Source organism: Pseudomonas sp. S04 (assembly GCF_009834545.1).
Classification (GTDB): domain Bacteria; phylum Pseudomonadota; class Gammaproteobacteria; order Pseudomonadales; family Pseudomonadaceae; genus Aquipseudomonas.
Window position 1 is genome coordinate 2,198,414 of sequence record NZ_CP019427.1, and the last position, 21,890, is coordinate 2,220,303.

At 54.4% G+C, this 21,890-nt stretch carries 21 protein-coding genes and 3 pseudogenes; 15 read left to right on the top strand and 9 right to left on the bottom strand.

Translation table 11 applies throughout. The features are described 5' to 3' along the window. Positions 1-192: 192 nt before the first annotated feature. The 6 genes from PspS04_RS09920 (at position 193) to PspS04_RS09940 (ending at position 4,485) form a co-directional block, all read left to right on the top strand. A complete protein-coding gene (locus PspS04_RS09920; RefSeq protein WP_029290948.1) occupies positions 193-774 on the top strand; it encodes a putative natural product biosynthesis protein in 582 nt (193 codons plus the stop codon). A gap of 431 nt (positions 775-1,205) precedes the next feature. Further along, positions 1,206-1,343, top strand: coding sequence for a cytochrome oxidase putative small subunit CydP (gene cydP, locus PspS04_RS27985; protein WP_335929849.1), 138 nt, complete (start codon positions 1,206-1,208; stop codon positions 1,341-1,343). Beyond that, positions 1,340-2,914, top strand: coding sequence for a cytochrome ubiquinol oxidase subunit I (locus PspS04_RS09925; RefSeq protein WP_159994910.1), 1,575 nt, complete (start codon positions 1,340-1,342; stop codon positions 2,912-2,914). The genes cydP and PspS04_RS09925 overlap by 4 nt, the downstream gene beginning before the upstream one ends. Before the next feature lie 10 nt (positions 2,915-2,924). Continuing rightward, positions 2,925-4,067, top strand: coding sequence for a cytochrome d ubiquinol oxidase subunit II (cydB, locus tag PspS04_RS09930; protein WP_159994912.1), 1,143 nt, complete (start codon positions 2,925-2,927; stop codon positions 4,065-4,067). A 21-nt stretch (positions 4,068-4,088) separates the two neighbouring features. Beyond that, positions 4,089-4,205, top strand: coding sequence for a cytochrome bd-I oxidase subunit CydX (gene cydX, locus PspS04_RS09935; protein ID WP_159994914.1), 117 nt, complete (start codon positions 4,089-4,091; stop codon positions 4,203-4,205). Next, entirely contained in the window at positions 4,198-4,485 is a 288-nt protein-coding gene (locus PspS04_RS09940) for a cyd operon YbgE family protein (RefSeq protein WP_159994916.1), read from the top strand. Before cydX ends, PspS04_RS09940 begins: the two co-directional genes overlap by 8 nt. Positions 4,486-4,648: 163 nt before the next feature. Here the strand turns inward: PspS04_RS09940 and PspS04_RS09945 are convergent, their stop codons facing one another. From PspS04_RS09945 to PspS04_RS09960, 4 genes are all read right to left on the bottom strand, one after another. Beyond that, positions 4,649-5,068 (bottom strand): DUF6691 family protein, encoded by a 420-nt coding sequence (locus tag PspS04_RS09945; protein WP_159994918.1) that lies wholly within the window; start codon positions 5,066-5,068, stop codon positions 4,649-4,651. 2 nt (positions 5,069-5,070) lie between these two features. Beyond that, on the bottom strand, positions 5,071-5,505 hold the full coding sequence (locus PspS04_RS09950; protein ID WP_029290960.1) for a YeeE/YedE family protein: 435 nt from the start codon (positions 5,503-5,505) through the stop codon (positions 5,071-5,073). Positions 5,506-5,805: 300 nt separating this feature from the next. After that, complete coding sequence (locus PspS04_RS09955) at positions 5,806-6,351, bottom strand: cysteine hydrolase family protein (protein ID WP_112196157.1); 546 nt, start codon at positions 6,349-6,351, stop codon at positions 5,806-5,808. 101 nt (positions 6,352-6,452) lie between these two features. Continuing rightward, positions 6,453-7,343 carry an MBL fold metallo-hydrolase gene (locus PspS04_RS09960; protein ID WP_159994920.1) on the bottom strand — a complete coding sequence of 297 codons (891 nt, stop codon included), beginning with the start codon at positions 7,341-7,343 and terminating at the stop codon, positions 6,453-6,455. 234 nt (positions 7,344-7,577) lie between these two features. Between PspS04_RS09960 and PspS04_RS09965 the strand changes: the two genes are divergently transcribed. Continuing rightward, on the top strand, positions 7,578-8,567 hold the full coding sequence (locus PspS04_RS09965; protein WP_137204855.1) for a GlxA family transcriptional regulator: 990 nt from the start codon (positions 7,578-7,580) through the stop codon (positions 8,565-8,567). A gap of 12 nt (positions 8,568-8,579) precedes the next feature. Here the strand turns inward: PspS04_RS09965 and PspS04_RS09970 are convergent, their stop codons facing one another. The 3 genes from PspS04_RS09970 to PspS04_RS09980 form a co-directional block, all read right to left on the bottom strand. Further along, on the bottom strand, positions 8,580-9,542 hold the full coding sequence (locus PspS04_RS09970; protein WP_112196154.1) for a GlxA family transcriptional regulator: 963 nt from the start codon (positions 9,540-9,542) through the stop codon (positions 8,580-8,582). A gap of 545 nt (positions 9,543-10,087) precedes the next feature. After that, positions 10,088-12,139 carry a TonB-dependent receptor gene (locus PspS04_RS09975; RefSeq protein WP_237234974.1) on the bottom strand — a complete coding sequence of 684 codons (2,052 nt, stop codon included), beginning with the start codon at positions 12,137-12,139 and terminating at the stop codon, positions 10,088-10,090. Between the two features lie 222 nt (positions 12,140-12,361). Next, positions 12,362-12,649: a c-type cytochrome gene (locus tag PspS04_RS09980; RefSeq protein ID WP_159994924.1), complete on the bottom strand. Its 288-nt coding sequence runs from the start codon at positions 12,647-12,649 to the stop codon at positions 12,362-12,364. 304 nt (positions 12,650-12,953) lie between these two features. Between PspS04_RS09980 and PspS04_RS27685 the strand changes: the two genes are divergently transcribed. From PspS04_RS27685 to PspS04_RS27700, 4 genes and pseudogenes are all read left to right on the top strand, one after another. Next, a complete protein-coding gene (locus PspS04_RS27685) occupies positions 12,954-13,472 on the top strand; it encodes a TonB-dependent receptor plug domain-containing protein (RefSeq protein ID WP_237234975.1) in 519 nt (172 codons plus the stop codon). A 375-nt stretch (positions 13,473-13,847) separates the two neighbouring features. After that, positions 13,848-15,098, top strand: a pseudogene (locus tag PspS04_RS27690) (TonB-dependent siderophore receptor); the annotation flags it as partial. 10 nt (positions 15,099-15,108) lie between these two features. Further along, entirely contained in the window at positions 15,109-15,390 is a 282-nt protein-coding gene (locus PspS04_RS27695) for a hypothetical protein (protein WP_237234976.1), read from the top strand. A 6-nt stretch (positions 15,391-15,396) separates the two neighbouring features. Further along, positions 15,397-15,930, top strand: a complete 534-nt coding sequence (locus PspS04_RS27700; RefSeq protein WP_237234977.1) for a DJ-1/PfpI family protein — start codon at positions 15,397-15,399, stop codon at positions 15,928-15,930. A gap of 137 nt (positions 15,931-16,067) precedes the next feature. Here the strand turns inward: PspS04_RS27700 and PspS04_RS09995 are convergent, their stop codons facing one another. After that, positions 16,068-16,667, bottom strand: a complete 600-nt coding sequence (locus PspS04_RS09995; protein WP_159994926.1) for an FMN-dependent NADH-azoreductase — start codon at positions 16,665-16,667, stop codon at positions 16,068-16,070. Between the two features lie 350 nt (positions 16,668-17,017). Between PspS04_RS09995 and PspS04_RS10000 the strand changes: the two genes are divergently transcribed. Then, entirely contained in the window at positions 17,018-17,650 is a 633-nt protein-coding gene (locus PspS04_RS10000; protein WP_237234978.1) for an RNA-directed DNA polymerase, read from the top strand. 260 nt (positions 17,651-17,910) lie between these two features. Here PspS04_RS10000 and istA read toward each other — a convergent pair. Then, positions 17,911-19,304, bottom strand: a pseudogene (gene istA / locus PspS04_RS10005) (IS21 family transposase); the annotation flags it as partial. Positions 19,305-19,615: 311 nt separating this feature from the next. Here istA and tnpA point away from each other — a divergent pair. From tnpA to tnpC, 3 genes and pseudogenes are all read left to right on the top strand, one after another. Beyond that, positions 19,616-19,948 carry an IS66-like element accessory protein TnpA gene (gene tnpA / locus PspS04_RS10010; RefSeq protein WP_054096639.1) on the top strand — a complete coding sequence of 111 codons (333 nt, stop codon included), beginning with the start codon at positions 19,616-19,618 and terminating at the stop codon, positions 19,946-19,948. Further along, positions 19,945-20,280: an IS66 family insertion sequence element accessory protein TnpB gene (gene tnpB / locus PspS04_RS27710; RefSeq protein ID WP_042561913.1), complete on the top strand. Its 336-nt coding sequence runs from the start codon at positions 19,945-19,947 to the stop codon at positions 20,278-20,280. The genes tnpA and tnpB overlap by 4 nt, the downstream gene beginning before the upstream one ends. A 61-nt stretch (positions 20,281-20,341) precedes the next feature. Next, positions 20,342-21,869, top strand: a pseudogene (tnpC, locus tag PspS04_RS10020) (IS66 family transposase). The last annotated feature ends 21 nt before the right edge of the window (positions 21,870-21,890 follow it).

A 21,890-nucleotide genomic window follows, 5' to 3' on the forward strand; every position in this document is an offset into this window, starting at 1 on the left:
CTTGCCGGTGGTAACGCAGGCATCGTCGATGCATTCCGGGGGGCTCCACGGTTAAAGGTGACATTGGAGAAGCACAAAAATGGCTCATGTATGTGAAAGTCTGAATCGCCTGTTAATGCCAGGTTTTGCAGCGCCTGATGACTTAAAACGCAATTCGACACGAACAGCGAAACCGATTAGCTGGAGGTCACTATGCGCGTGCTAGCCGTTCCATCCGGTGTGTCTCGATTGCTTAGCAAATCTTCGCGGCTACGCACTCAGGGCGAGCTTTTACTGCCCTTTCCGGATTACCCCGGCAACGCGCGCAGCTTCGTGCACCTCGATACCAGGCTGCTGCCTTACTGGCATACCTTGTTCGATGTGTGCCCGGGCTTACTCAAGCTCGATCCGCCCGACGGCCTGAATATATTTCGCGGTTTCATGACCTGGGCCTATCGCAATCACCCACCGCTGAACTGGACCTATTACCTGAGCGTGTGTCGCTGGCTGCTGGGCTCCAAGTATCAGGCACGGATTAATGAGGAGCATATCGAGGCCTTTATGAGTGCTGCCGCGGCACGCTGGGTCAACAGCGATGACAGCCAGGCACGAGGGTTGGTACTGGCCTGGCAAGACTCGCCTGAGAGGGTGTTCGATTGGAAGTTGGCGCCGCGTCTTGTGGCCGGGTATGAATCTGATCTGGAGGAGCTTCCGCCAGTACCTTGGGACTTTGCCTGGTGCCCTTTAACCGGAAAAGGCGGTGTCGGGTTTCGCCGGTGGTTGCCGATTCCGTGATGGAACGTACCCTGGGAATCCGTCCGCCGAGACTGGTGATCTGCGACAAAACACCACGTCTGATCAGGCCTTTATACAAGCGCCGCCAGGCGCGTGGATCGGACCGAAAAGAGAGGTTTGTGCGTCCGTTTGTCGCAGTTGTTGCCTGCAGGCTGCCCACATAAAGTGTGCGGGCTTTGAGCGGAGGCAGACACTTCCACGGTAGCTCGAGGCTTCGCAATTTAACCAGTGCACGTTCTGGTTGCTCCGCCCTCTGCCCAGGGGGCTTTTTTTTATCTGAAAAACCAGGTCATCACTCCAGGGTTAACCCTGGCTCTTATGAAATGACCGGCTTGCCTTGTGCGCATCACAGGGGCAGGTGATTGGGTCCAGCAGACAGGGGATACATGATGTTCAAGGATTCACTGAGCAAGGAAATCACCGCCATCTTGGTGATCAAGCTGTTCATAATTTTACTCATCAAGTTCATCTGGTTTGCGCACCCCACACTTCCAGCCCTCGATACCCAACCCATCGTTGAGCGTGTGTTGGGCTCTGGTGAAAAACCATCTGAAGGAGAGCCGAGATGATCTCGGAAAGCGTTGTTGATCTATCGCGCTTGCAATTTGCAATGACCGCGCTCTATCACTTTCTATTTGTGCCGCTGACGCTGGGGTTGTCAGTGATCCTGGCAATTATGGAGTCGGTCTACGTAATGACCGGAAAAGAAGTCTACAAAGACATGGTTAAGTTCTGGGGCAAGTTGTTTGGTATCAACTTTGCCCTCGGCGTGACCACTGGCCTGACTATGGAGTTTCAGTTCGGCACTAACTGGGCGTATTACTCACATTACGTCGGGGATATTTTCGGAGCGCCACTCGCTATTGAGGGCTTGATGGCGTTCTTTCTCGAGTCGACGTTTATCGGCTTGTTTTTCTTCGGCTGGGATCGGCTGTCGCGACGTCAACACCTGGCGGTAACTTGGTTGGTGGCACTGGGCTCAAATCTATCGGCGTTGTGGATTCTGATTGCCAACGGTTGGATGCAAAACCCAGTGGGGGCCGAATTCAACATTGAAACCATGCGCATGGAGTTAGTGAGTTTCAGCGCACTGCTGTTCAACCCTGTGGCCCAGGTCAAGTTTGTACACACCGTGGCTTCGGGTTATGTCACGGGCGCTGTGTTCGTGTTGGCCATCTCTAGCTTTTATTTGCTGAAAAAGCGCGATCAGGGTTTTGCCCGGCGTTCATTTGCCATTGCATCGGCGTTTGGCCTAGCGGCTATTGCATCGGTGATAGTGCTCGGCGATGAGTCTGGTTACGAGATCGGTGATGTGCAAAAAACCAAGCTGGCGGCCATTGAAGCCGAATGGCACACCGAACCTGCACCGGCAGCGTTCACCTTGTTCGGGCTACCCAACCGCGAAACCATGCAAACAGACTACGCGGTAAAAGTACCGTATCTGTTGGGGCTGATTGCTACCCGCTCGCTGGATAAACATGTCACCGGTATCAGCGATTTGTTGGTGCAGCACGAGGTGCGGATTCGTAACGGCATGATCGCTTACGGATTGTTGGAACAAGTTCGTGGTGGCGACAAGTCAGCAACCACCTTGGCTGCGTTTGATGCGGTCAAGCAGGACCTGGGTTACGGCCTGCTGCTGAAGAAATACACCACCCGTGTGGTGGATGCCAATGCTGAACAGATTCGGCAGGCAGCGCAGGACACCATCCCTAATGTGTTCAGCCTGTTCTGGAGTTTTCGCCTGATGGTTCTCTCTGGCGTGCTGATGCTGGGCCTGTTTGTCTGCGCGTTCTGGACCTCGGCGCGCAAAAACGAAGAGCGCAAACCCTGGTTGCTGAAGTGGGCCCTGTGGAGTCTGCCGCTGCCATGGGTAGCGACTCAGACCGGCTGGTTTGTGGCTGAGCACGGTCGGCAACCCTGGTCGATTGCCGAAGTGCTGCCGACCCATTTGTCCGCCTCCAGCGTGCCCAGTTCGGATGTCTGGGGCTCGCTGCTGGCGCTGGTGGCGTTCTACAGCGTGCTGCTGGTTATCGAAATGTATCTGATGATCAAGTTTGCCCGGCTTGGCCCAAGTAGTTTGCACACGGGGCGCTACCACTTTGAACAGACGCTGATCCCACAGCCGGCCCACGCTTGAGGAAATAAGCATGTTTGATTACGAAACACTGAAGCTGATCTGGTGGGTACTGATAGGCGTGCTGCTGATCGGCTTTGCCCTCACCGACGGTTTTGATCTGGGCGCTGCCGCACTCATGCCCTATGTGGGCAGGAGCGACGACGAGCGGCGCGTAGTTATCAATACCATTGCACCGCATTGGGATGGCAACCAGGTGTGGTTCGTCACGGCAGGCGGGGCGTTGTTCGCCGCTTGGCCCATGGTGTACGCCACCGCATTTTCTGGTTTTTACTGGGCGTTGCTGTTGGTGTTGTTCGCTCTTTTCGTACGGCCCGTGGGGTTCGATTACCGCAGCAAGCTACAAAACCCCCGCTGGCGCGCCAGTTGGGATTGGGCCCTGTGTACAGGGGCGATCGTGCCTTCGCTGGTGTTCGGCGTGGCGTTTGGCAACCTGTTTCTGGGGGTGCCGTTTCACTTCGATGGCGACTTGCGGTTAACGTTCCAAGGCAATTTCTGGCATTTACTCAGCCCCTTTGCGTTGCTCTGCGGAGTGGTCAGCCTGAGCATGTTGTGCCTGCATGGCGGTACTTGGTTAATGATGCGTACCGAGGAGGCTTTGGCGCAGCGGGCCCGACGGGCCGTGCAATGGGTGTTGCTGGTTTATGTGGCGAGCTTTATCGCGGCCGGCATCTGGCTAGCTGTTGGCAATATTGAGGGGTTTGCCATTCGCTCAGCGTTTGATCCGGGAGCGGTTCTCAATCCCCTGGGGAAAACCGTTGAACAGAGCAATCATGGTTGGTTGGTCAATTATTCGCGGTATCCGTTGACTCAACTGGCGCCTGTTATTTCTTTGCTGGGCGCTGCGTTGGCCTTTGTTGCCGCGGCGGCGCGTCGTTCCGGGCTTGCCTTTCTCGGCTCCGCCCTGGTAGTGGTCGGCACCCTGTGCACCGCCGGTTTTGCCCTGTTCCCGTTTATCCTGCCGTCCAGCCTGGATCTAACTTCGAGCCTGACGGTATGGGATGCGGTGTCGAGTCAAAAAACACTGGGCATCATGTTGGTGGCCGCGAGCATTTTTGTGCCCTTGATCCTCTGCTACACGCTGTGGGGTTACTTCAAAATGTGGGGCACCCTCAACGCTGATCACATCAAAGCCAATGAACATGGCCTTTACTGAGCCGCAGAGGAGACGACTGTTATGTGGTATTTCGCTTGGATTCTCGGTGTATTGCTGGCCTGCAGCGTGGGAATCATCAACGCATTGTGGTTGGAAAACTACATGGACTTGGACGCGGAGCCCGAGGCCGATGCCTGACCTGAACGGATGGACACAGCATGGCGCCTGCCGGGTTGTGTCCTTGGCGCTGGCGGCGCCGATGGGGCTGTTACTGCTGATTCATCCGGGCTCTATGGTCGGGCCCGATGGGCGTTACAGCCATGGCGTGCTTATGCTGGTGATGCTGGGGATTTGCACGGGGTTTGTGCACGGCGTAGGTTTCAGCGTCACGTCGCATTGGGCGCGCTGGCTGACCTATCCGCTACTAAGTTGGTTCTTGTTGGTCGGGGGCTACCTGATGCTGCTGCAGGTGCAATAGCTGACCGCAGCTTCCTGCCTCAACCGCCTCACACGCCTGCCCGGGGTTAATCTGCAACCGTAGGGCAGGTCTTCAGGTGAGTAGGGTAGGTGGCGTTAATGGCCCCAAATCTGGGTCGATTCAGTCAGTTGCTCCGAGAGTGGTTTTCATGCAAATATCTCGATCAATGGATAGGCTTGGCCTCCAGAGCGGTAAACAACAACATTCCGGCCAGCATCGCCAACATGAACACGATTGCTTGCCAGCGGCCTGCCAGAAGTATGACCATCGCAGGGCCAGGGCAAATGCCTGCCAATCCCCAGCCCGTGCCAAACAGCAGGTTGCCGCCAATCAAGCGCGGGTCCAACTTACGTTGGGTTGGTAACTGTATTGTTCTTTCCAGCAACGAACGAGATTGTTGGCGTGCCCAGGTAAACGGGCCTATGGCAACGGCAATCGCACCTATCATGACTAGCCCCAGTGAGGGGTCCCAGGTGCCAGACAAATCCAGGAATGCCAGTACTTTTCCTGGGTTGACCATGCCAGCCAAAAGCAGGCCAACGCCGAACAGCAGGCCAGCGATGAAGGAAGATACTTTGATCATGTTCATCCCTCCAGCACATGACGCAGGACGTACACCGTCATGAAGCCGCTGAGCATGAAACACGCAGTGGCAACCATTGAGCGCGGCGAAAGGCGCGATATACCGCAGACTCCATGTCCACTCGTACATCCTGAACCATACCGTGTTCCCATCCCGACCAATACGCCGGCGACGATGAGTTCGAACCCTCCACCTTGGAACTCGATTAGTGGCAACGTGACAAACAGGCCCCATAGCAGTGGCGCGGCGAGCAGGCCAAAAAGAAACAATGCCTTCTCACTCTTTCCTTCGCTATGACGTTGCAGAAGGCTGCCAATCAGACCGCTGATGCCTGCGATCCGCCCATTGGCGACCGCCCACAGGCCGGCTGCCAGGCCAATCAAAGCGCCGCCGGCAAGGGATGACCAAGGTGTGAAGTGAATCCAGTCAATTGTCATTAGGTTGTTCCGCGCAAGACTGTTGATGCGGGTTTTGGAGCCTTATTAGGGCAGCAGGGTTGGTGATGCGAGGTATGCTCCCACTCGCGCAGACAAAACTGGTACAGGACGATCAAACGATCCGGATTGGTGAAGACCTTTCAAGAATCGGCTGGTGGTATAAAAAACAAGCGCCCTGAAGCAGTAGGGGCGCTTGTTCGGCTCACTCTCGGTGCGTTATCACACCTTCTGCCTAAGGCCCTTGGCGATGTGTCTAATCGCCTGAACATTCAGATGAAGCACAAACTGAGTCTCATGAGCTTATGCCGAGAGGTACTCGTCTACCGCTTTAACGGTGGCGTAGCCGAACTCAAATGCTGCCATCATCGTCGCATGCGCATAAGCTGCGGGCACGGTCACGCCGCCAAAGGTAAGATCCAGGGTGGCGCAAGCGTCATGCAGTACGGTTACTGGATAGCCCATGTCTGCTGCAGCGCGTACCACCGCGTCGATGCACATGTGGCTCATTGCACCTATGACGACGATTTCTTGGACATTCAAAGTATCCAACTGCTGTTTGAGATCAGTATCTCTGAATGCGTTGATGTGTTTTTTTACAATCACGGGTTCTTGAGCATCAGAGGCGACAGCTGCCTGAGTTTCTGCTCCGGTAGTTCCCTTGGCGAAGAATGGAGCCCCCTCATCATCGGATTCATGCCGTATGTGAAAAACTGGAATACCTTCATTTCGCGCGTGACTGATCACCCGGCTAGCATTCGCCACAGCCGCTTCGATGCCGGTCAAAGGCAATTTGCCAGTGGGCAGGTATTCGTTTTGCAGATCAACTACTACAAGACCTTGTTTCATGATCGATCTCCAATTAACTTATCAAAGTGATGCTGTCCTGAAGGCTGAAACGGCTTTTGGGTCAGCAAGCTGTCTTCTGCCATGGCGCAGGGGGGGTTGAATCAGAATTCCAGTGAGGCGCCGTCTTCTGGAATATCGACGCGAGTCTCTATACCTTGCTTCTTGACATAGGTGCGCAACTCTTCACGTGTCAGGGACATGTGATTGACTGCGTCCATGTGTACCGCGACGATTTTCGCGTTTTTCGCGGCCTGTGAAGCGCGTAGAACGTCTTCCTCACCCATGATGATTGCACCCTCGAACCCGTTCACTTTTGCTTTCCCTGCGTTGAGCACGATGACTTCAGGGTGATATTTCTCAATGGTCTGGTCTACTTCTTTACGCCAAATAGTGTCACCGGCAAGGTAGAGGGTCTTGTAGCCTGGAGCCTGAAACACAACGCCCATGGCTTCGCCCAGAAGCTTTGCGAGCGGGGGCGCAGCATACATTTCGTCTGTGCCATGCTGACCACCGGCTTTGGTGATTTTGACGCCACCGAATTCAGCTTCATCCGTCAGCACGCGCACATTTTTAAAACCTTGGGAGCGAATCAGCTGCGCATCCTCTTCGTGCTGAGTGAACAAAGGGATGTCTTTAGGTAGCGCTTTTTGTGCGGCATCGTCCCAATGGTCAAGATGGGTGTGAGTGACGATGACTGCGTCGACCCCTGCGATCACTTTAGTGGGCGACTCAGTTAGATCGACCAGGGGATTACGCAGGTTGCTACGGTAAGTATTTTCAAACCCTGGGTAGGTTCCCTTTTCGGCCAGCATCGGGTCGATCAGGAAGGTCGTGCCGCCGTAGGAGATTTTCACCGTTGCGTTACGAACTTGCTGCAAGTCTACTTTATGGGAGGCGTCCGCTGCGTTGGGGGTGTTTGAACCCGCACATGCTGATGTGGCTGCCATAGTGCAAGCAATGCTGAGGGCAAAAGGAAGAGTTCTAAATTTCATCGGATTAATCCAGCTGATAGATCGAGGACTCTATTCTTGCCGAATGCTCTGGGGCCTGACAGTGGCCTGAATGACATATTTCGATATAATTGGGCCAAGCGGCCAGGGGGTTTAAGGGATGTGGAGGAGGGTGATGTATGCCTTTCTTCGGTGAGTTCGTACGCCTGAGCGATCGACCATAATCCCAGTAGGCGATAGATATGAGCCAAAACAGGGCTAATCCGAGGTTGCCTGATGCCATCCATACGCGTTGCTGTTCTAGCTTTTAACGGCGTAAGCCTGTTCCATCTTTCTGTGCCGGGTGTGGTGCTGGGTGCGGTTCAATCCGCACCAAGTGAACCTCAATACGAGGTCAGTTACTGCGCAGAAGTACCGGGAATGGTGAATAGCGACCAAGGCATCGGGCTTGCGGTAACTCAAGGTCTGGAGCTGATGGAGGTGTCTGACGTAATCATCATTCCCGCGTGGGGCGATCAATCGGTCGCTGCATCTGCACGACTCGTGAGCGCTTTGCAAGTCGCCAATGCCCAAGGCAAGCTCATCGTTGGCTTATGTTTAGGCGCATTTGTGCTCGGAGATGCCGGGCTACTTGATGGGAAAGAAGCAACCACTCACTGGTCGGCTCGTGATGAGTTCGCGCGACGTTTTCCTGAGGTTCGCTTCAGGCCCGAGGTGCTCTATGTCAGTGCCGACAATATTATGACCTCTGCAGGAACCGTGGCGGCAATCGATTGTTGCCTGCATCTGATCCGCCAACGACTCGGTGCGGATGTGGCGAATCGCACCGCGAAGGTGCTGGTGACCCCCCCACATAGGCAGGGAGGCCAGGCGCAGTACGTTGAGCGTCCTGTGCCGCAGCTGTCCAGCGAGACTCATTTATCTGAAGTACTGGCGTGGGCTCGAATGAACCTGAGCAATGACCTGTCGCTCGACGTGCTGGCGGACATGGCGAAAATGAGTAGACGCACGTTTACTCGGCGCTTCAGGGAAGCAACTGGCAGTACCGTCTCAAAATGGTTGAACGCAGAGCGCGTTGTCAGAGCACAAGAACTGCTGGAAACGACGGACTTACCTATCGAATGTGTTGCCGATGAGGCAGGTTTTGGAACGCCCTTATCGCTAAGGCAACAGTTCGGCATTCATCTCGGTACGTCACCTTCTGAGTATCGACGAACGTTTTTTCGCGAAATGAATCCGGGTCGGGAGGTGAACACGAGTAAATGAGGTATCGACTGCTTATCGTTGTGAGTTAAACCGTGCACGATATTCCTTGGGGGTAACAGCGAATTTTTTTATGAAACTCCTTATGAAAGTCGACTCATTGCCCAGTCCGCAGCTTTGGGCTACTTTTTTGAGCGGGCTGTTGGATGTGGCGAGTAAATGCCGTGCGGCTTCCAGGCGGAGCAGTTCAACCGTCTTGCTGGGAGTTTTCCCAGTGTTTTCACTGTATTTGCGTGTGAATGTTCTCTCGCTCATGTTCATGAAATTCGCTAGCGCAGGAATCGACAGGTCAGCATTAAGGTTGTTGTTTATCCAAGCGTGAAGATCTGAAAACTGGCTACTTTTTGATTGCAACGTCAAGGATGAACTGAATTGATTTTGATCTCCAGGACGCTTTAAAAATACTATCAGATGACGTGCGATTTCCAGTGCAGCAGAGTGTCCGAGGTCTTCTTCAACTATTGACAGCGCCAAGTCAATTCCAGAAGTGACACCGGCCGACGTCCATATGTTTCCATCATTAATAAATATAGGGCCGCGCCTGATCTTAATTAAGGGGAAGTTATGCTCAAGCTCATCATATGAAGACCAATGTGTAGTGGCTTCTCGATCATCTAGCTTTCCGGCAGCCGCTAGTGCGAACACCCCCGTACAAACTGAAACCAAGCGGGTAGCTTTGTCAGCATGGTTTACAAAATGTGAAAAAAACTTCGGATCCTTGCAAAACTTATGAATGCCGGGCCCGCCGGGCACGATCAAGGTATGCGCTGATAGCGTTTCCGGTTGTAACGTTTCGGCACTAACTGAAAAGCTTGAAAGAATTTCATTAGTCGGGTTTAACGCATGAATAGAGATCGAATACGGCTTCTGATCAGGGGGCGAAAGATGATTAGCTGCGATAAACACATCCAATGGGCCAGCCAAATCCAATAGGCTTACCTGAGGGTATGTAATAAATTGTATGGATTTAGCAAGCATATCTCGATTATCCCTAAAGACCATTGGCTGAGATTCTGATCATTTTGGCTGAGATCGTCAATGTTTTGTCGTTTCGTATTTAGCATTTCGGTTATCTTACTTTCTTAAACTCATAGCGAGTAGCGCAAGTCAGAATGTTCAGTATTGGCTTAGGTGCAAGTGCTGCCTCAGTAGAATTTTTTATGGGCCTTGTCGTCTTTTCTGCTCTCCTGTATGGAGTTGACGTTATGTCAGGTCTTATAAGAAACGTGATGGAATTCGAAACCAGAATGGACCTTTTTCTTAAGGCTGAAATATCGGTATTGCTCAGCTTGATAGAGTACCAATCTCGTGGTTGTGCAAGATGTTAGTTGAGAAAGGCTGAGGGATTCAATGGCTGAATGGTCGAGTGCAATTGGCCGGATGAAGAATCAATGCGCACTCATTTTCAATCGGCGCCATCGCAAGACTTGATATGGGTTATAGCGTGCAGATCGCGCAGCATTAGATTTCAGTCATGGTTGGCGCTGTTGCCGGGGCCTATCAAGCCCCGGCAGGTGGTTTGATCAAAAATCCACGCTAACGCCTGTATATACCGCACGCCCATCACCTGGTGAGTGGAGAGAGGCTCGAGCTCCGTCCGGGTCGTACCAGGCATATTCGTAGTAACGGTTGGTGAGGTTTTTCAATTGCAGGTCAACGCTAACGGCCTCAGTCACTTGGTACGTAGCGCCGAGGTTCATCAGAACATAGCCGCCGTAAGTACCCTTGGTGTTCTCACGTTCCAGGTAATAGCTGGTCTGGCCGTTCATCCATGCCGTCAACTGCAGCGCCGGGGTAACCTTGTGGCTCACACCTGCGGTGTACAGATGATGTGGGATATGGTCGATTTCCTGGCCTTTACTGTTGGGCAGAGACGAGCTTGGCTGGAGTATTTTCGAATACTGCCAGGAGTAGGCCAGCCAAATATCTGTGCGTTCATCTGGGCGTAGGTTCAACTGCAGGTCATAACCCCAGCGCCGGGTTTCGCCGACGTTATCCGACTCGCCACTGGGGTCGTTTAGGCGCCGACTGACTTCACCGCTCGCTTCTTGTTGCCAGTAGGCTACACGGCCGTCGACCCAGTCCGTCGGTGTGAACTTAATTCCCGTTTCCCAACCTTCGTTGATGGACGGTGCAAGGTCCGTATCCCTCGGTGGAATCTTATAGGCCGCAGCACCGGTACCCACCTGGAACGTGCGCCCCCAGTTTGCGTAGATGCTGGCCACGTCCCACGGGGAATACACCACGCTGAGCTTGGGTTGTTTGATTAACCCATAGTCATTGATGTCGTAGTCTAGGCCAGTCATTTCATTCGTGAAATCGCCCTGGATCTTGTCGACGCGATACGCCGGGATGATTTTGAGCGATTCAAACGGTTTGATCTCTGCCTGGGCGTAAGCGCCGTAGGTGTCGAAATCAAATTGCTGGTCACGGGTTTGAGCTTGGCGTGCGCGGTCCTTGGTTCGGTAACGTTCGCTTTGGTTTTGTTGGCGTTGGATGTCTGCGCCACCTTCCAAAGCGAAGTTGTACAGCCAGCTCACTTCGGGGCGCCAAGTCAGGGAGGTGAGAGCGCCATATTGGGTTTCGTAAGCGTCACGCTCCTGTTGAGAACTGGTGCGCCAGTATTGCGTCCAGCGCCGGTCATCAAAGGTGTTGAGGTAGGTTTTTGCAGACCAAGCGAGTGTCTCGGACACTTCGGTATCGAAGTGCACGCTGACCTGGTTCATCCGCCGAGTGCCTTTGTCGGTGGCGTTATAGCTGTTGGTCATGGATGGGTGGTGGCGAGCATCCTCTTCACTGAGATAACCAGGCTCCTGCGCCTCGGTTTCATAGTGACGCGCGATCAGGCCGATGCGATAGCTGTTGTCGTCCGGGGTATAGAACCATTTTCCGGACATCGAAAATTTGTCAGCCTCGGAGTGATCGCGGTAACCGCCGGATTTTTGGTAGGCGAAGAAGTAGTTCTGCGTCCAGTTGCTGCTTTCGATGCCGGCGGCGAGCTGAGTTTCCCGCGTGTTGTAGCTGCCATAGCGAATTCGCGCCTTGCGGTAATCACCCCCTGTACGTGTGAGCATATTGACATTGCCGGCGATATTGTTAAGGCCATAGCGGGCATCGCTGGTACCGCGTACCACCTCGATACTGTCCAGCTCCATCGGAAAAATCATGTCCATAAACGGCATATTGCCGTCATTGCTGTTGCTGGGAATGCCATCGATCAACAACTTGACCGCGTTAACTTCGCCTTCACCATTAAAACCGCGAAAGGAAATTTTGCCCGAGGTGGTGCCTTGATTGAATTCGGTGAGCATCACCCCGGGAGCCCGACTGAACAGTTCCCAGCTGTAGTTGACCGGCATTTTTTCCAGCATGTCCGCGCCAAGAATATCCACTGAGCTGAGCACACTGCTGGTGCTCAGCGGACCACTGCCCGCGCTGTTGCCCTGCACTGTCACGGTACCCAGGGTCAGTATCGAGTCTTCTGATTTTTTGGCTTCAGCCAATGCTGAGGGCAATGGATTGAGGGAGAAAAGACTAACCGACAGTAGGGGCCATATAGAGATAGAGCGGGACATGGGTTTACGCTTTGCGCTAGGCAAAATTAGGGGAGAAGGCATGACATACATTTCCTGAAACCGAAACACTTTAAGGACGTTTAACCAGCCACCCCAGTTACGTGAGATTTTCGTTAGCTCACGTACAAGGCAACTCGCTTATTAGAATGCTTTTAGGTATTAAGAATTATTATGTTCAAGACTAAGTTAAATATAGTTCAAAAAAGTCTGCCAAGTGGATAACTATTTTGACATCCAGTTAATCACGGCTTGATAATCTTTCGCGCTGCAATCCATGCAAAGGCCTCGCGGCGGCATAGCACCAAAGCCTTCTGTCACGTGTTTCACAAGTGTGTCCATGCCTTTATCCAAGCGTGGTTTCCAGGCAGTCTGATCGCCTTTTTTCGGAGCCATGGCTAATTGGCCACTGTGGCACATCATACAACTACGCTTGAATATGGCCTCGGGTTCCTGAGCGGCTTCTACAGAGCCAAGTAGAAAAAAACAGGCAGCAGCGACAATCTTTTTCATGATTCACCTATTATTTTTTATGTTTAGGTGTTGGCGGAACTAGCCGAACTTATCCATGACACCATTTCCCAAGTAGCATAATGAGCGCGCAGTTAGGCACCAAGTGCGACAGGTTGACGCGGTCTGTAGGTAGAGGCGGGCGACCATCTTCAAATAAAAGCGTCAGGTGTGAGGGTGGTAGGCTGAACTTATCCGGGCGAGCGCATGGGCGTGTCAAACTGTCGCAGTTTCGGCGTTGGAACTCAGGGCTATAGAGTCTGGTCGTCTGCCTCTGGACGCACCACTGACCGAAAAGACGCCCCTCATGATCAGCTCGTTAGGTTTCATTCGCCTTCACCCTCTGCGACATTTCGTCTGCCTTGCCGCAGGTTTTTGCTTGCATAGCGGCGCCTACGCGCAACCTGATGCAGTATCTGATCCTTCGCTTCGGTCGTTGAGCTGGACCTTGGAGCCGATCAACGTTTCCGGTACTGGTGAGAGCTATAGCGCGCCCAGTTCTGCTTCGGCCACACGGACTGAAACTCCCTTGATCGAAGTTCCGCAATCTGTGCAAGTCGTTACTCGTGCGATGCTCAGGGAGCAGGGCAGTCATTCGCTTGCCGACGCTCTGGTAAACGTCTCGGGTGTAAGGGCAACCAAGCCTCAAGAGGCGCTGTTCACGCAGCCTATCGTGCGCGGTTTTCCGGCGGAGATTTACGGGCTGCCGGCCTTCGGCGGCACTGCGGCGAGCATTGACCCGACGAGTCTCATCGGTACCGAGCGTATTGAGGTGCTTAAAGGCCTACATCTGTACTATACGGCGGGGGAATTGGTGCGCCGTTAGGTGGCTTGATCAACGTCATATCCAAACGCCCAGAGCCTGAGCCAAGCGCTTTGCTCTCGATTCGCGCCGGCAGTTTTGGCACGATAAGTCCTGCAATTGATCTGAATACACCAATCGGGGACAAGGTCGCGGCGCGAATATCAGCCGACTATCAGGAAAACGACAGCTGGATTGACCACGTCAATGGCCACCAGTGGTCCATACAGCCGAGCATCGCGTTTCAGCTATCAGAAGAAACCGAGCTGTATTGCGCGGCCAATATGAGGATCGCAGCGAGCTCGAATTTTCCGGCCTGCCAGCCGCCCAGGCATTGAGTGGTCAGATTGATCGCAACGCGTTCCCAGGCTCGACCAGAGGGCAGCCTCAGACCACCATCGAGAATCGACCACCACCGCCGAACTCAAGCATGAGTTTAGCGACGACACGCGAATGACCGTCACCGCCCAGTATTACGAAGGCAAAATGCGCGACAACGGCGCCTTCATATTTCCTGAGCTTCTTGGGGCGAACCCTGCGACACCCACGGTGTACCCAATATTCAAGCTTTACCTGCCAACAAACATCCGGGAGAGCACGCTGGATACCAACCTGGGCTCCAGATTCGAAGCGTTGGGTGGCACCCACGAACTGTTGGTGGGCGCCAGCTATGACCGTACCGACTTCACCTCAGGTGTTTCCAATGCCGAGCTGATCGGCGAGCTTGACCTGGCCAGTCCCAGTTATGGGCTTTCTTACGGAGCGACGCCAGAAACGATTGTGACCCAGACCAACCGCTACGAGACGAAAGCCCTCTATCTTCAGGATCAGGCGGCCTATGGCGGCTTCCACCTGTTGGGGTCATTGCGTCTCACCCAGCTCAACCTTAAGCAACAAGAGCAGGGCGTTGATACCTCCTATCACCGTGTGACACCACGGCTGGGAATCACCTATGACCTGACCCAGAGCCTTGCACTCTTTGCCGCATATTCCACCGGTTTCAGGGGGGCGTTCAACTTCAACGGCCGGGAGACACCTAAGCCTGAGCTTTCTCGCAACTATGAGGCTGGCGTCAAACTGGCCTTCAAAGATCTTGGCCTAACCGGCACTCTCGCAGCGTTCGAGCAGTGACGCCGCAACGTTTCCACCCCTGATCCCGATCCTACAAACGCGATCTTGGGGTATTCAGTACAGAGCGGTGAGCAACGCGCTCGCGGTGTAGAAGCAGACCTGGTTTGGGAGCCGACTCAGGCCCTTTCATTGCTGGCCAACTACGCCTACACCCAGGCTGACGTGACAGACGACAATTCGATTCCGGTGGGTGACGGATTGCCGCGCGTGCCTTGGCACAGCGGTCGCTTTGCCGCTCGCTATCGGATACTTGATGGTACCGCCAAGGGGCTGGGATTTGGTGCCGGCGTCACTGCGCTCAGTGCGCGTGAGCTAACCCTGCCGAATACCGTCTCTGTGCCGGGGTACGCGCTGCTTGATGCACAGGCCTCCTACGATTTCGACCGTTACACGCTCTCAGTCTCGGCGGTCAATTTGACGGGTCGCACGGTCTTCGAGACCTATCAATACCTGGGGTCTCCAGTGGAATTGCCCACCCAGCCGCGTTCAGCTTATTTGACGCTGACTGCCAGCTTTTAAGGAATTCATTATGATCGATAACCAGCGTCGTAACCTGGTCATTGGTGCGCTCCTCGCACCCTTGGCTGCCAGCATCACCATCAGAGCATCGGCTGCCGAAAAGTCCATGCATGACCACAACATGCCTGATATGGGCCCCGACATGGCCAATATGCCTTGGATGGGAGAAGAGCAAATCGCAATGCTGGTTTACCCATGCATGACGGTGATGGATCTTGTCGGGCCGCACTGCATGTTTGGTTCCCTCATGGGGGCCAGATTTACATTGTCGCTAAATCTCTGGATCCAGTAACCAGGGTTGACCGTTATACCGACCGATACTTTCGAAACCTGCCCTCGCGATTTGACTGTGTTGTTTACTCCGGGTGGCACGGATGACACCTTGGCAGCGGCTTCGGACGCCGAGACACTGGCCTTCATGGCTGATCGCGGCTCAGGTGCGAAATACGTGACCAGTGTCTGTTCTGGCTCGCTGATCCTTGGTGCGGCGGGGCTGCTAAAGGGCTTTAAGGCAACTTCGCACTGGTCGTGCCGGGATGCTCTGGCCGGGTTTGGTGCAATTCCAACCGAAGCGCGTGTTGTACGCGACCGTAACAGGATTACGGGTGCTGGGGTGACGGCGGGGCTGGATTTTGGCCTGAGCATGGTTGCTGAGCTGCGCGATCAGACCTATGCCGAGTGTGCTCAACTGATGAGCGAATATGACCCAGATCCATCGTTCAACGCGGGTTCTATGAAAACTGCTCCAGCGTATGTAAAGACTGCCATGGTCGACCTGGTTGCAGATTTCACGAAAAAAGCGGATGTACTTGCGGGCCTCACGAAGGGCTGAAGTCCACAGACTCAAAGCGCTCCATCGCATGGGCGCGCCGTCGGCGTTCATTTCACAGCAAATGTTTCGCGACGAGTCGGTACTTCAGTAAGCTTCCACGCGCAGACCAACTGGAGTTGGATTCCGGACGTAAAGGCTCAAACAATTCGTGCCAGCAATGTCGTGGCGTGCCTGATACCTTTTTCACGGAAAATACTGCCGAGGTTGAGCCCTTCGGCATGGATAAAGGTGATGTCGTGTATTCCAATAAACAACAGGATCTGACGTAGGTACGGCTCTTGGTGATCCGAACTGTCATCAGCATGAATTCCGCCTCGGGCAGTTAGGACGAAGGCGCGCTTGCCGATTAATAAACCTTGAGGGCGTTCGGGAGTGTATTTAAACGTCACGCCAGCACGGATCACATGGTCTAGCCAAGCTTTAAGCGTGCTGGGGATAGTGAAGTTATACATCGGTGAGGCTATAACTAACACGTCGGCGGCCATGAGTTCGTTGGTCAGTTCGTTGGATCGTTCCAAGCAGACCTGCTCTTTTTCGCTGCGCTGTTCGGCAGGCTTCATCCAGCCACCGATCAAGTTTGCGTCCATGTGGGGTATAGGATTGAGGGCCACGTCACGAATGATGATCTGATCTGTTGGATGGGCAGTTTGCCACTGGTTGATAAATTGTTGGGTCAGTTGACGAGATACTGATTTCTGTTGGCGGGCGCTGCTTTCGATGATTAGAACACAGGACATGATTTTTTATTCTCTATCGGCTTGAGTCGATACGGTCGAGATTAATCCCTTTCACATTCTAGAAAAGCGCAAAAAACCGCTGTTACTTATCTATAAAATCGTTTAATAGCTGTACAGGCTGAGCGGATCAAAGAGCCATTCACCTGGCGATTAGCGACCTCTAGCCCAAGAGCTCGGCAACAATGCTAGCGCGACACCACCCAGTACGGCCCCTGATGTCATCAATAGGTGCAGCGATATCGGCTCGCTCAGAATCAGTACGCCCGCCAGCGAAGCAATTATCGGAACGCTTAATTGAAGAGCCTCGCTCAACGGTGCAACGCATCGTAGGCGCGCTCGAAGAGCAGGGAATGATTCGTACTGAAGGCGCTGGAGGAATCAGTCTTGGCGCGGGTTTGTTGAGGCTTGTCGCGAATGCACCTGTCGACCGCATGACTATCGTTCGCCCTTGGCTGCGTAAGCTGGCCAAGTTCGGTTTATCGCTCAACGCCTCGAAAACACGACTGATTGAGTTCGGTCGTTTTGCTGCGAGAAATCGTAGGAAGCGAGATTTAGGTAAACCGCAGGCCTTTGACTTCCTGGGCTTCACACACTGTTGTAGTACCAACAGAAACGGTGGCTTTCAAATACTGCGACTGATGGTCAAGAAGCGAATGCGTGCGACACTGCTGGCCATTCGGGATGAGCTGAAACGTCGACGTCATGAACCCATCCGGGTTCAAGGGCGATGGCTCACTCGGGTGGTGAGCGGTTACTTCAATTACCACGTGGTGCCGGGAAACCTGATACGTCTGGGTGGTTTTCGTTCGGCGGTCTGCCGTCTATGGCGGCAAGCCCTCAAACGTCGTAGCCAGCGTAATCGGCTTCAATGGTCACGCTATGGACGCCTTGCTGACTTCTACATACCTAGACCCAGAAATGCACATCCTTACCCTGAGGATCGCTTCGCGTCACATACCCGAGGCAGGAGCCGTATGCGGTAGTTCCGCACGTACGGATCTGTGCGGGGGGCGGCAGGTAACTGCCGTCCCTACCGCGACCTACGAGCTCACACCTTTGGGCAATGAATTACGAAGTGTTTTGGAAGCAATGGCTGCCTGGGGGGATTCAGTGCCCGAAAAATCAATTGAATGTAATGAGACTTTTGGGTAGCCGCAGAGGCATGCGGGTGTGGATTGCTGGCTGACAGAGTAAGCGTAGCCCGTCAGATAGATATCCATCGGCCCGAGAAGTGTGGAATGTGTGGTGCAGTAGCGGTGAGTCGGGCGAGAACATTTAAGATGTGATCGGCGCTCAGACTTCCCGACTCAAGCACCAGTTCTACCGCTACCAGCACCGGGTCAAGAGGGCGATGGGCACGGCAGCGAGCACCTGCGTCATGATTCGATCACCGTTGCTGTGACGTCTCAGGCCCCGTTTGAGAAGCCGCAACGGATTGGGCAGATCGGCAAACGGTGCGCCATTGCGCAGTGCACCCGGCTTGCGTTCGATGAGTGGGATGTAATGCTGCCAGTCAAAACTGACCTGATCTCGATCAAAGAGGTGCTCGTGGCTGGCAATCATTGCGTCATCGGCGATGACCACGATCCGGGATGGGTAAAGACGGCTGCTGACCCACTGGCCGCCTCGTTCACAAGGCATCGAATAGCGATTTCGCGCCACGCTGATCAGGCAGGTGCTGGAGACCCGTACGGTGCGCTCGACGTAGCCATCAAAGGCCGTCGGCATCGGCATCATTTCGACCTGCTTCAGCTCCAAAACTTCCGCCACCGTAAGTCCGTTGTACTGCGGATGCAGCAGCTCGATCCAGAGCGCACGACAGCGTTGGCCGAGCCAGGCATTCAGTTCCTCGAAGGTGTGGAACATGCAGTTTTGAGTGTCAAGCCAAATGCGTCGTCGACTGTCTTGAACGTTCTTCTCGACAATGCCCTTTTCCCAGCCAGAGGCTACGTTGCAGAAATCCGGATCGAACAGGTAGTGCGCACACATCACGGAAAACCGGGCATTGACCGTGCGGCCCTTGCCTTTATTGACCTTGTAGACAGCCGTTTTCATGTTGTCGTAGATTCCGCGACGCGGCACGCCACCTAACGCTCCGAACGAGCGTGTATGTGCATCGAATAGCATCTCGTGACCCTGGCTAGGGTACGCAACCAACCAGCATGCGCGACTGGCGCACAGCTTCATGTGGGAGACCTGGATGCGTCGAAACAGGCCTCCGATCAGCAGCCCTTCTTCGCTCCAGTCCAATTGAAAAGCTCCACCGAGCGCAAACGTCAGCGGTACAAAAGCGCGTAAAGACTTGCCTTGTTCACCTCGCCACGAGCGTGCAAACGCCGTGAGCTGGCTGTAGCCGCCGTCATAACCCTCGGCCTTGATCTGCTGGAAAAGTGCTTTGGCGCTTCTGCGATTGTGCTTTGCCCGGAACGAATCGGCTTTCAGCGCCTGTTCCAGCGTCTCGCGGAAAGGGCTGAGTTTGCTGAAGGTTGCGCACCGCTGGTACGCCGGCTGAGTAGCTTCGGGCGCTCTGACCCATTTTCGGATGGTGTTTCTCGACAGCCCGGTACGCTTGGCTATCTGGTGCAGCGAGAGCTTGTCGCGGAAGTACATCCGCCGGATTTTTCCCAACATTTCCATGCTGATTCACACCCTGTGTTCTCCTGCTCGGAAAGTGAGCAGAAGCAGTTGAACACCTGGGTCAGTTTTCAGTCGGCAGAACAGCCTTTACTGGGTCAGTTTTCGGTCAGCGGCAACACACCAGATCTAGCTTGGCAACGTACAGGTCAATGACGCGAACGAGGTGATCCTCGGGGATCAACTCTTCCAACGAGACCGGGAATAGGCTGTAACCGTCCGGTCAAGTCATCTACCCAGCCCTGCAAAGCGAAGACATGGTGTGCACTTAAATTAAGTGGACACCAGTTCTAGCCCTTTTAAGCGGGTATTTCATGCAGCCAACACGCCGTTCCTATTCCAAATCCTTCAAAGCCCAGATCATTCAAGAGTGCGCCCAACCGGGCGCTTCGATTGCCAGCGTCGCGCTCGGTCATAGCCTCAACGCAAACCTCGTCCACAAATGGATTCGGCTGCAAGCGCAGAAAATCCCGGCGCCGCCACCTGCATTTATTCCGTTAGCCATGCCGCTGGCCGGGGCGAACTCCCATCCAGCATCATCGAATATCTGCGTTGAAATACAGCACCCGCGCGGCATCATCAAAGTGAACTGGCCCACTGAAAGTGCTGCCGCCTGCGCGACTTTTCTTCGAGATATTCTGCGATGATTCGCATCGACTCTATCTGGCTCGCCACCGAACCGATGGACATGCGCGCAGGCACCGAAACGGCGCTAGCCAAGGTGATCGCGGTGTTCGGTGCGGCGCAGCCGCACTGCGCTTATTTGTTCGCCAACCGCCGCGCCAATCGCATGAAAGTGCTGGTGCATGACGGCTTCGGAATATGGCTGGCGGCGCGCCGGTTAAACCAAGGCAAGTTCCACTGGCCTGGCATTCGCCATGGTTCTGAGATGGAACTGGATGCCGAGCAACTTCAAGCATTGGTGCTGGGGCTGCCATGGCAACGCGCAGGTTCTGGAGGCTCGATCATACTGCTTTAACGGCTGCCATTAGCCTATCGGTCTATCGTCGCGAAACGCCTGCTCTGGCAAAGTCCGGCGTATGACTTCTTCGCCCAATCTCGACCAACTGTCTCCCACTCAACTGCGCGTCCTCGCAGTGCAGTTGCTCTCGCAAGTCAACAAATATGGGCAAGAAAATCAACCGTGATCAAACAGTCATTGAGAAACTGACCCATGAGATCGCCCAGCTCAAGCGTTTGAAGTTTGCCAAGCGCAGCGAGCAGATGAATCCTGAACAGGCCAGCCTGCTAGATGACCTGATCGATACTGATATCGCGGCGATTGAGGCCGAGCTTCAGGCGTTGCAAATAGCACCAACGGCGACCGAGGAAAAGCAAAAGCCCAAGCGCACGGCATTGCCGGCAGAATTTCCGCGAACGTTGATCCATCACGAACCGGACAACACTCACTGCCCATGCGGCTGCGCCCTCAAGCGCATCGGTGAGGACGTTAGCGAGAAGCTGGACTACACGCCCGGCGTGTTCACCGTCGAGCGCCATGTCCGTGGCAAGTGGGTCTGCGATAACTGCGAAACGCTGATCCAGGCACCGGTTCCGGCGCAGGTCATTGATAAGGGCATCCCGACTTCGGGCCTGCTCGCACAGGTCATGATCGCCAAGTTTGCTGACCATCTGCCGCTTTACCGTCAGGAATCGATCTTCGGTCGAGCGGGCCTGGCGATTCCACGTTCAACCTTGGCTCAATGGGTTGGCGTGACCGGAGTTCAGTTGCAGCCGCTGGTCGATGCGCTGCGCGAAGTAGTGCTTGGGCAACAAGTCATCCACGCAGATGAAACACCGGTGCAGATGCTCATGCCGGGAACAAAGAAAACCCATCGCTCCTATGTGTGGGCCTACGCTACCAGCCAGTTCTCGGATGTGGCAGCGGTGGTTTATGACTTCAGCTCCAGTCGCGCCGGAGAGCATGCTCGCAACTTCCTTCAGGACTGGAAGGGCAAGTTGGTCTGCGACGATTTTGGCGGCTACAAGGCCAGCTTTGAACTCGGCGTGACAGAGATCGGCTGCATGGCCCATACACGGCGCAAGTTCTTCGAACTGCACGCTACGAATAAAAGCACGCTCGCCGAGCAAGCCCTGCGCTATATCCAGTTGTTGTACGAAATCGAAAGAGAAGTCAGAGACCTGGAGCCGGATTTACGGCGCCGAATACGGCAAGAAAAAGCCGTACCGGTGATGGATAGGCTGCATGCCTGGATGATCGCGCAGCGTGATCTTGTGCCCGAAGGTTCGGCCATCAGCAGAGCACTCGATTACAGCCTTAAACGCTGGGCAGCGCTGTCGCGCTACCTCGATGACGGGGCGGTTCCCATTGATAATAATTGGGCGGAGAACCAGATCCGGCCATGGGCTCTTGGGCGCAAGAACTGGCTCTTCGCCGGGTCGCTACGCAGCGGAAAACGGGCTGCGGCGATCATGAGCTTGATCCAGTCAGCGCGGCTGAATGGCCATGATCCGTACGCCTATCTAAAGGATGTTCTCATGCGCCTGCCGACGCAGCGCGCGAGTGAGATTAACAAGCTGCTGCCGCACATGTGGGCGCCTGTTTAATCGCGCAGGGTGTCTGCCCTG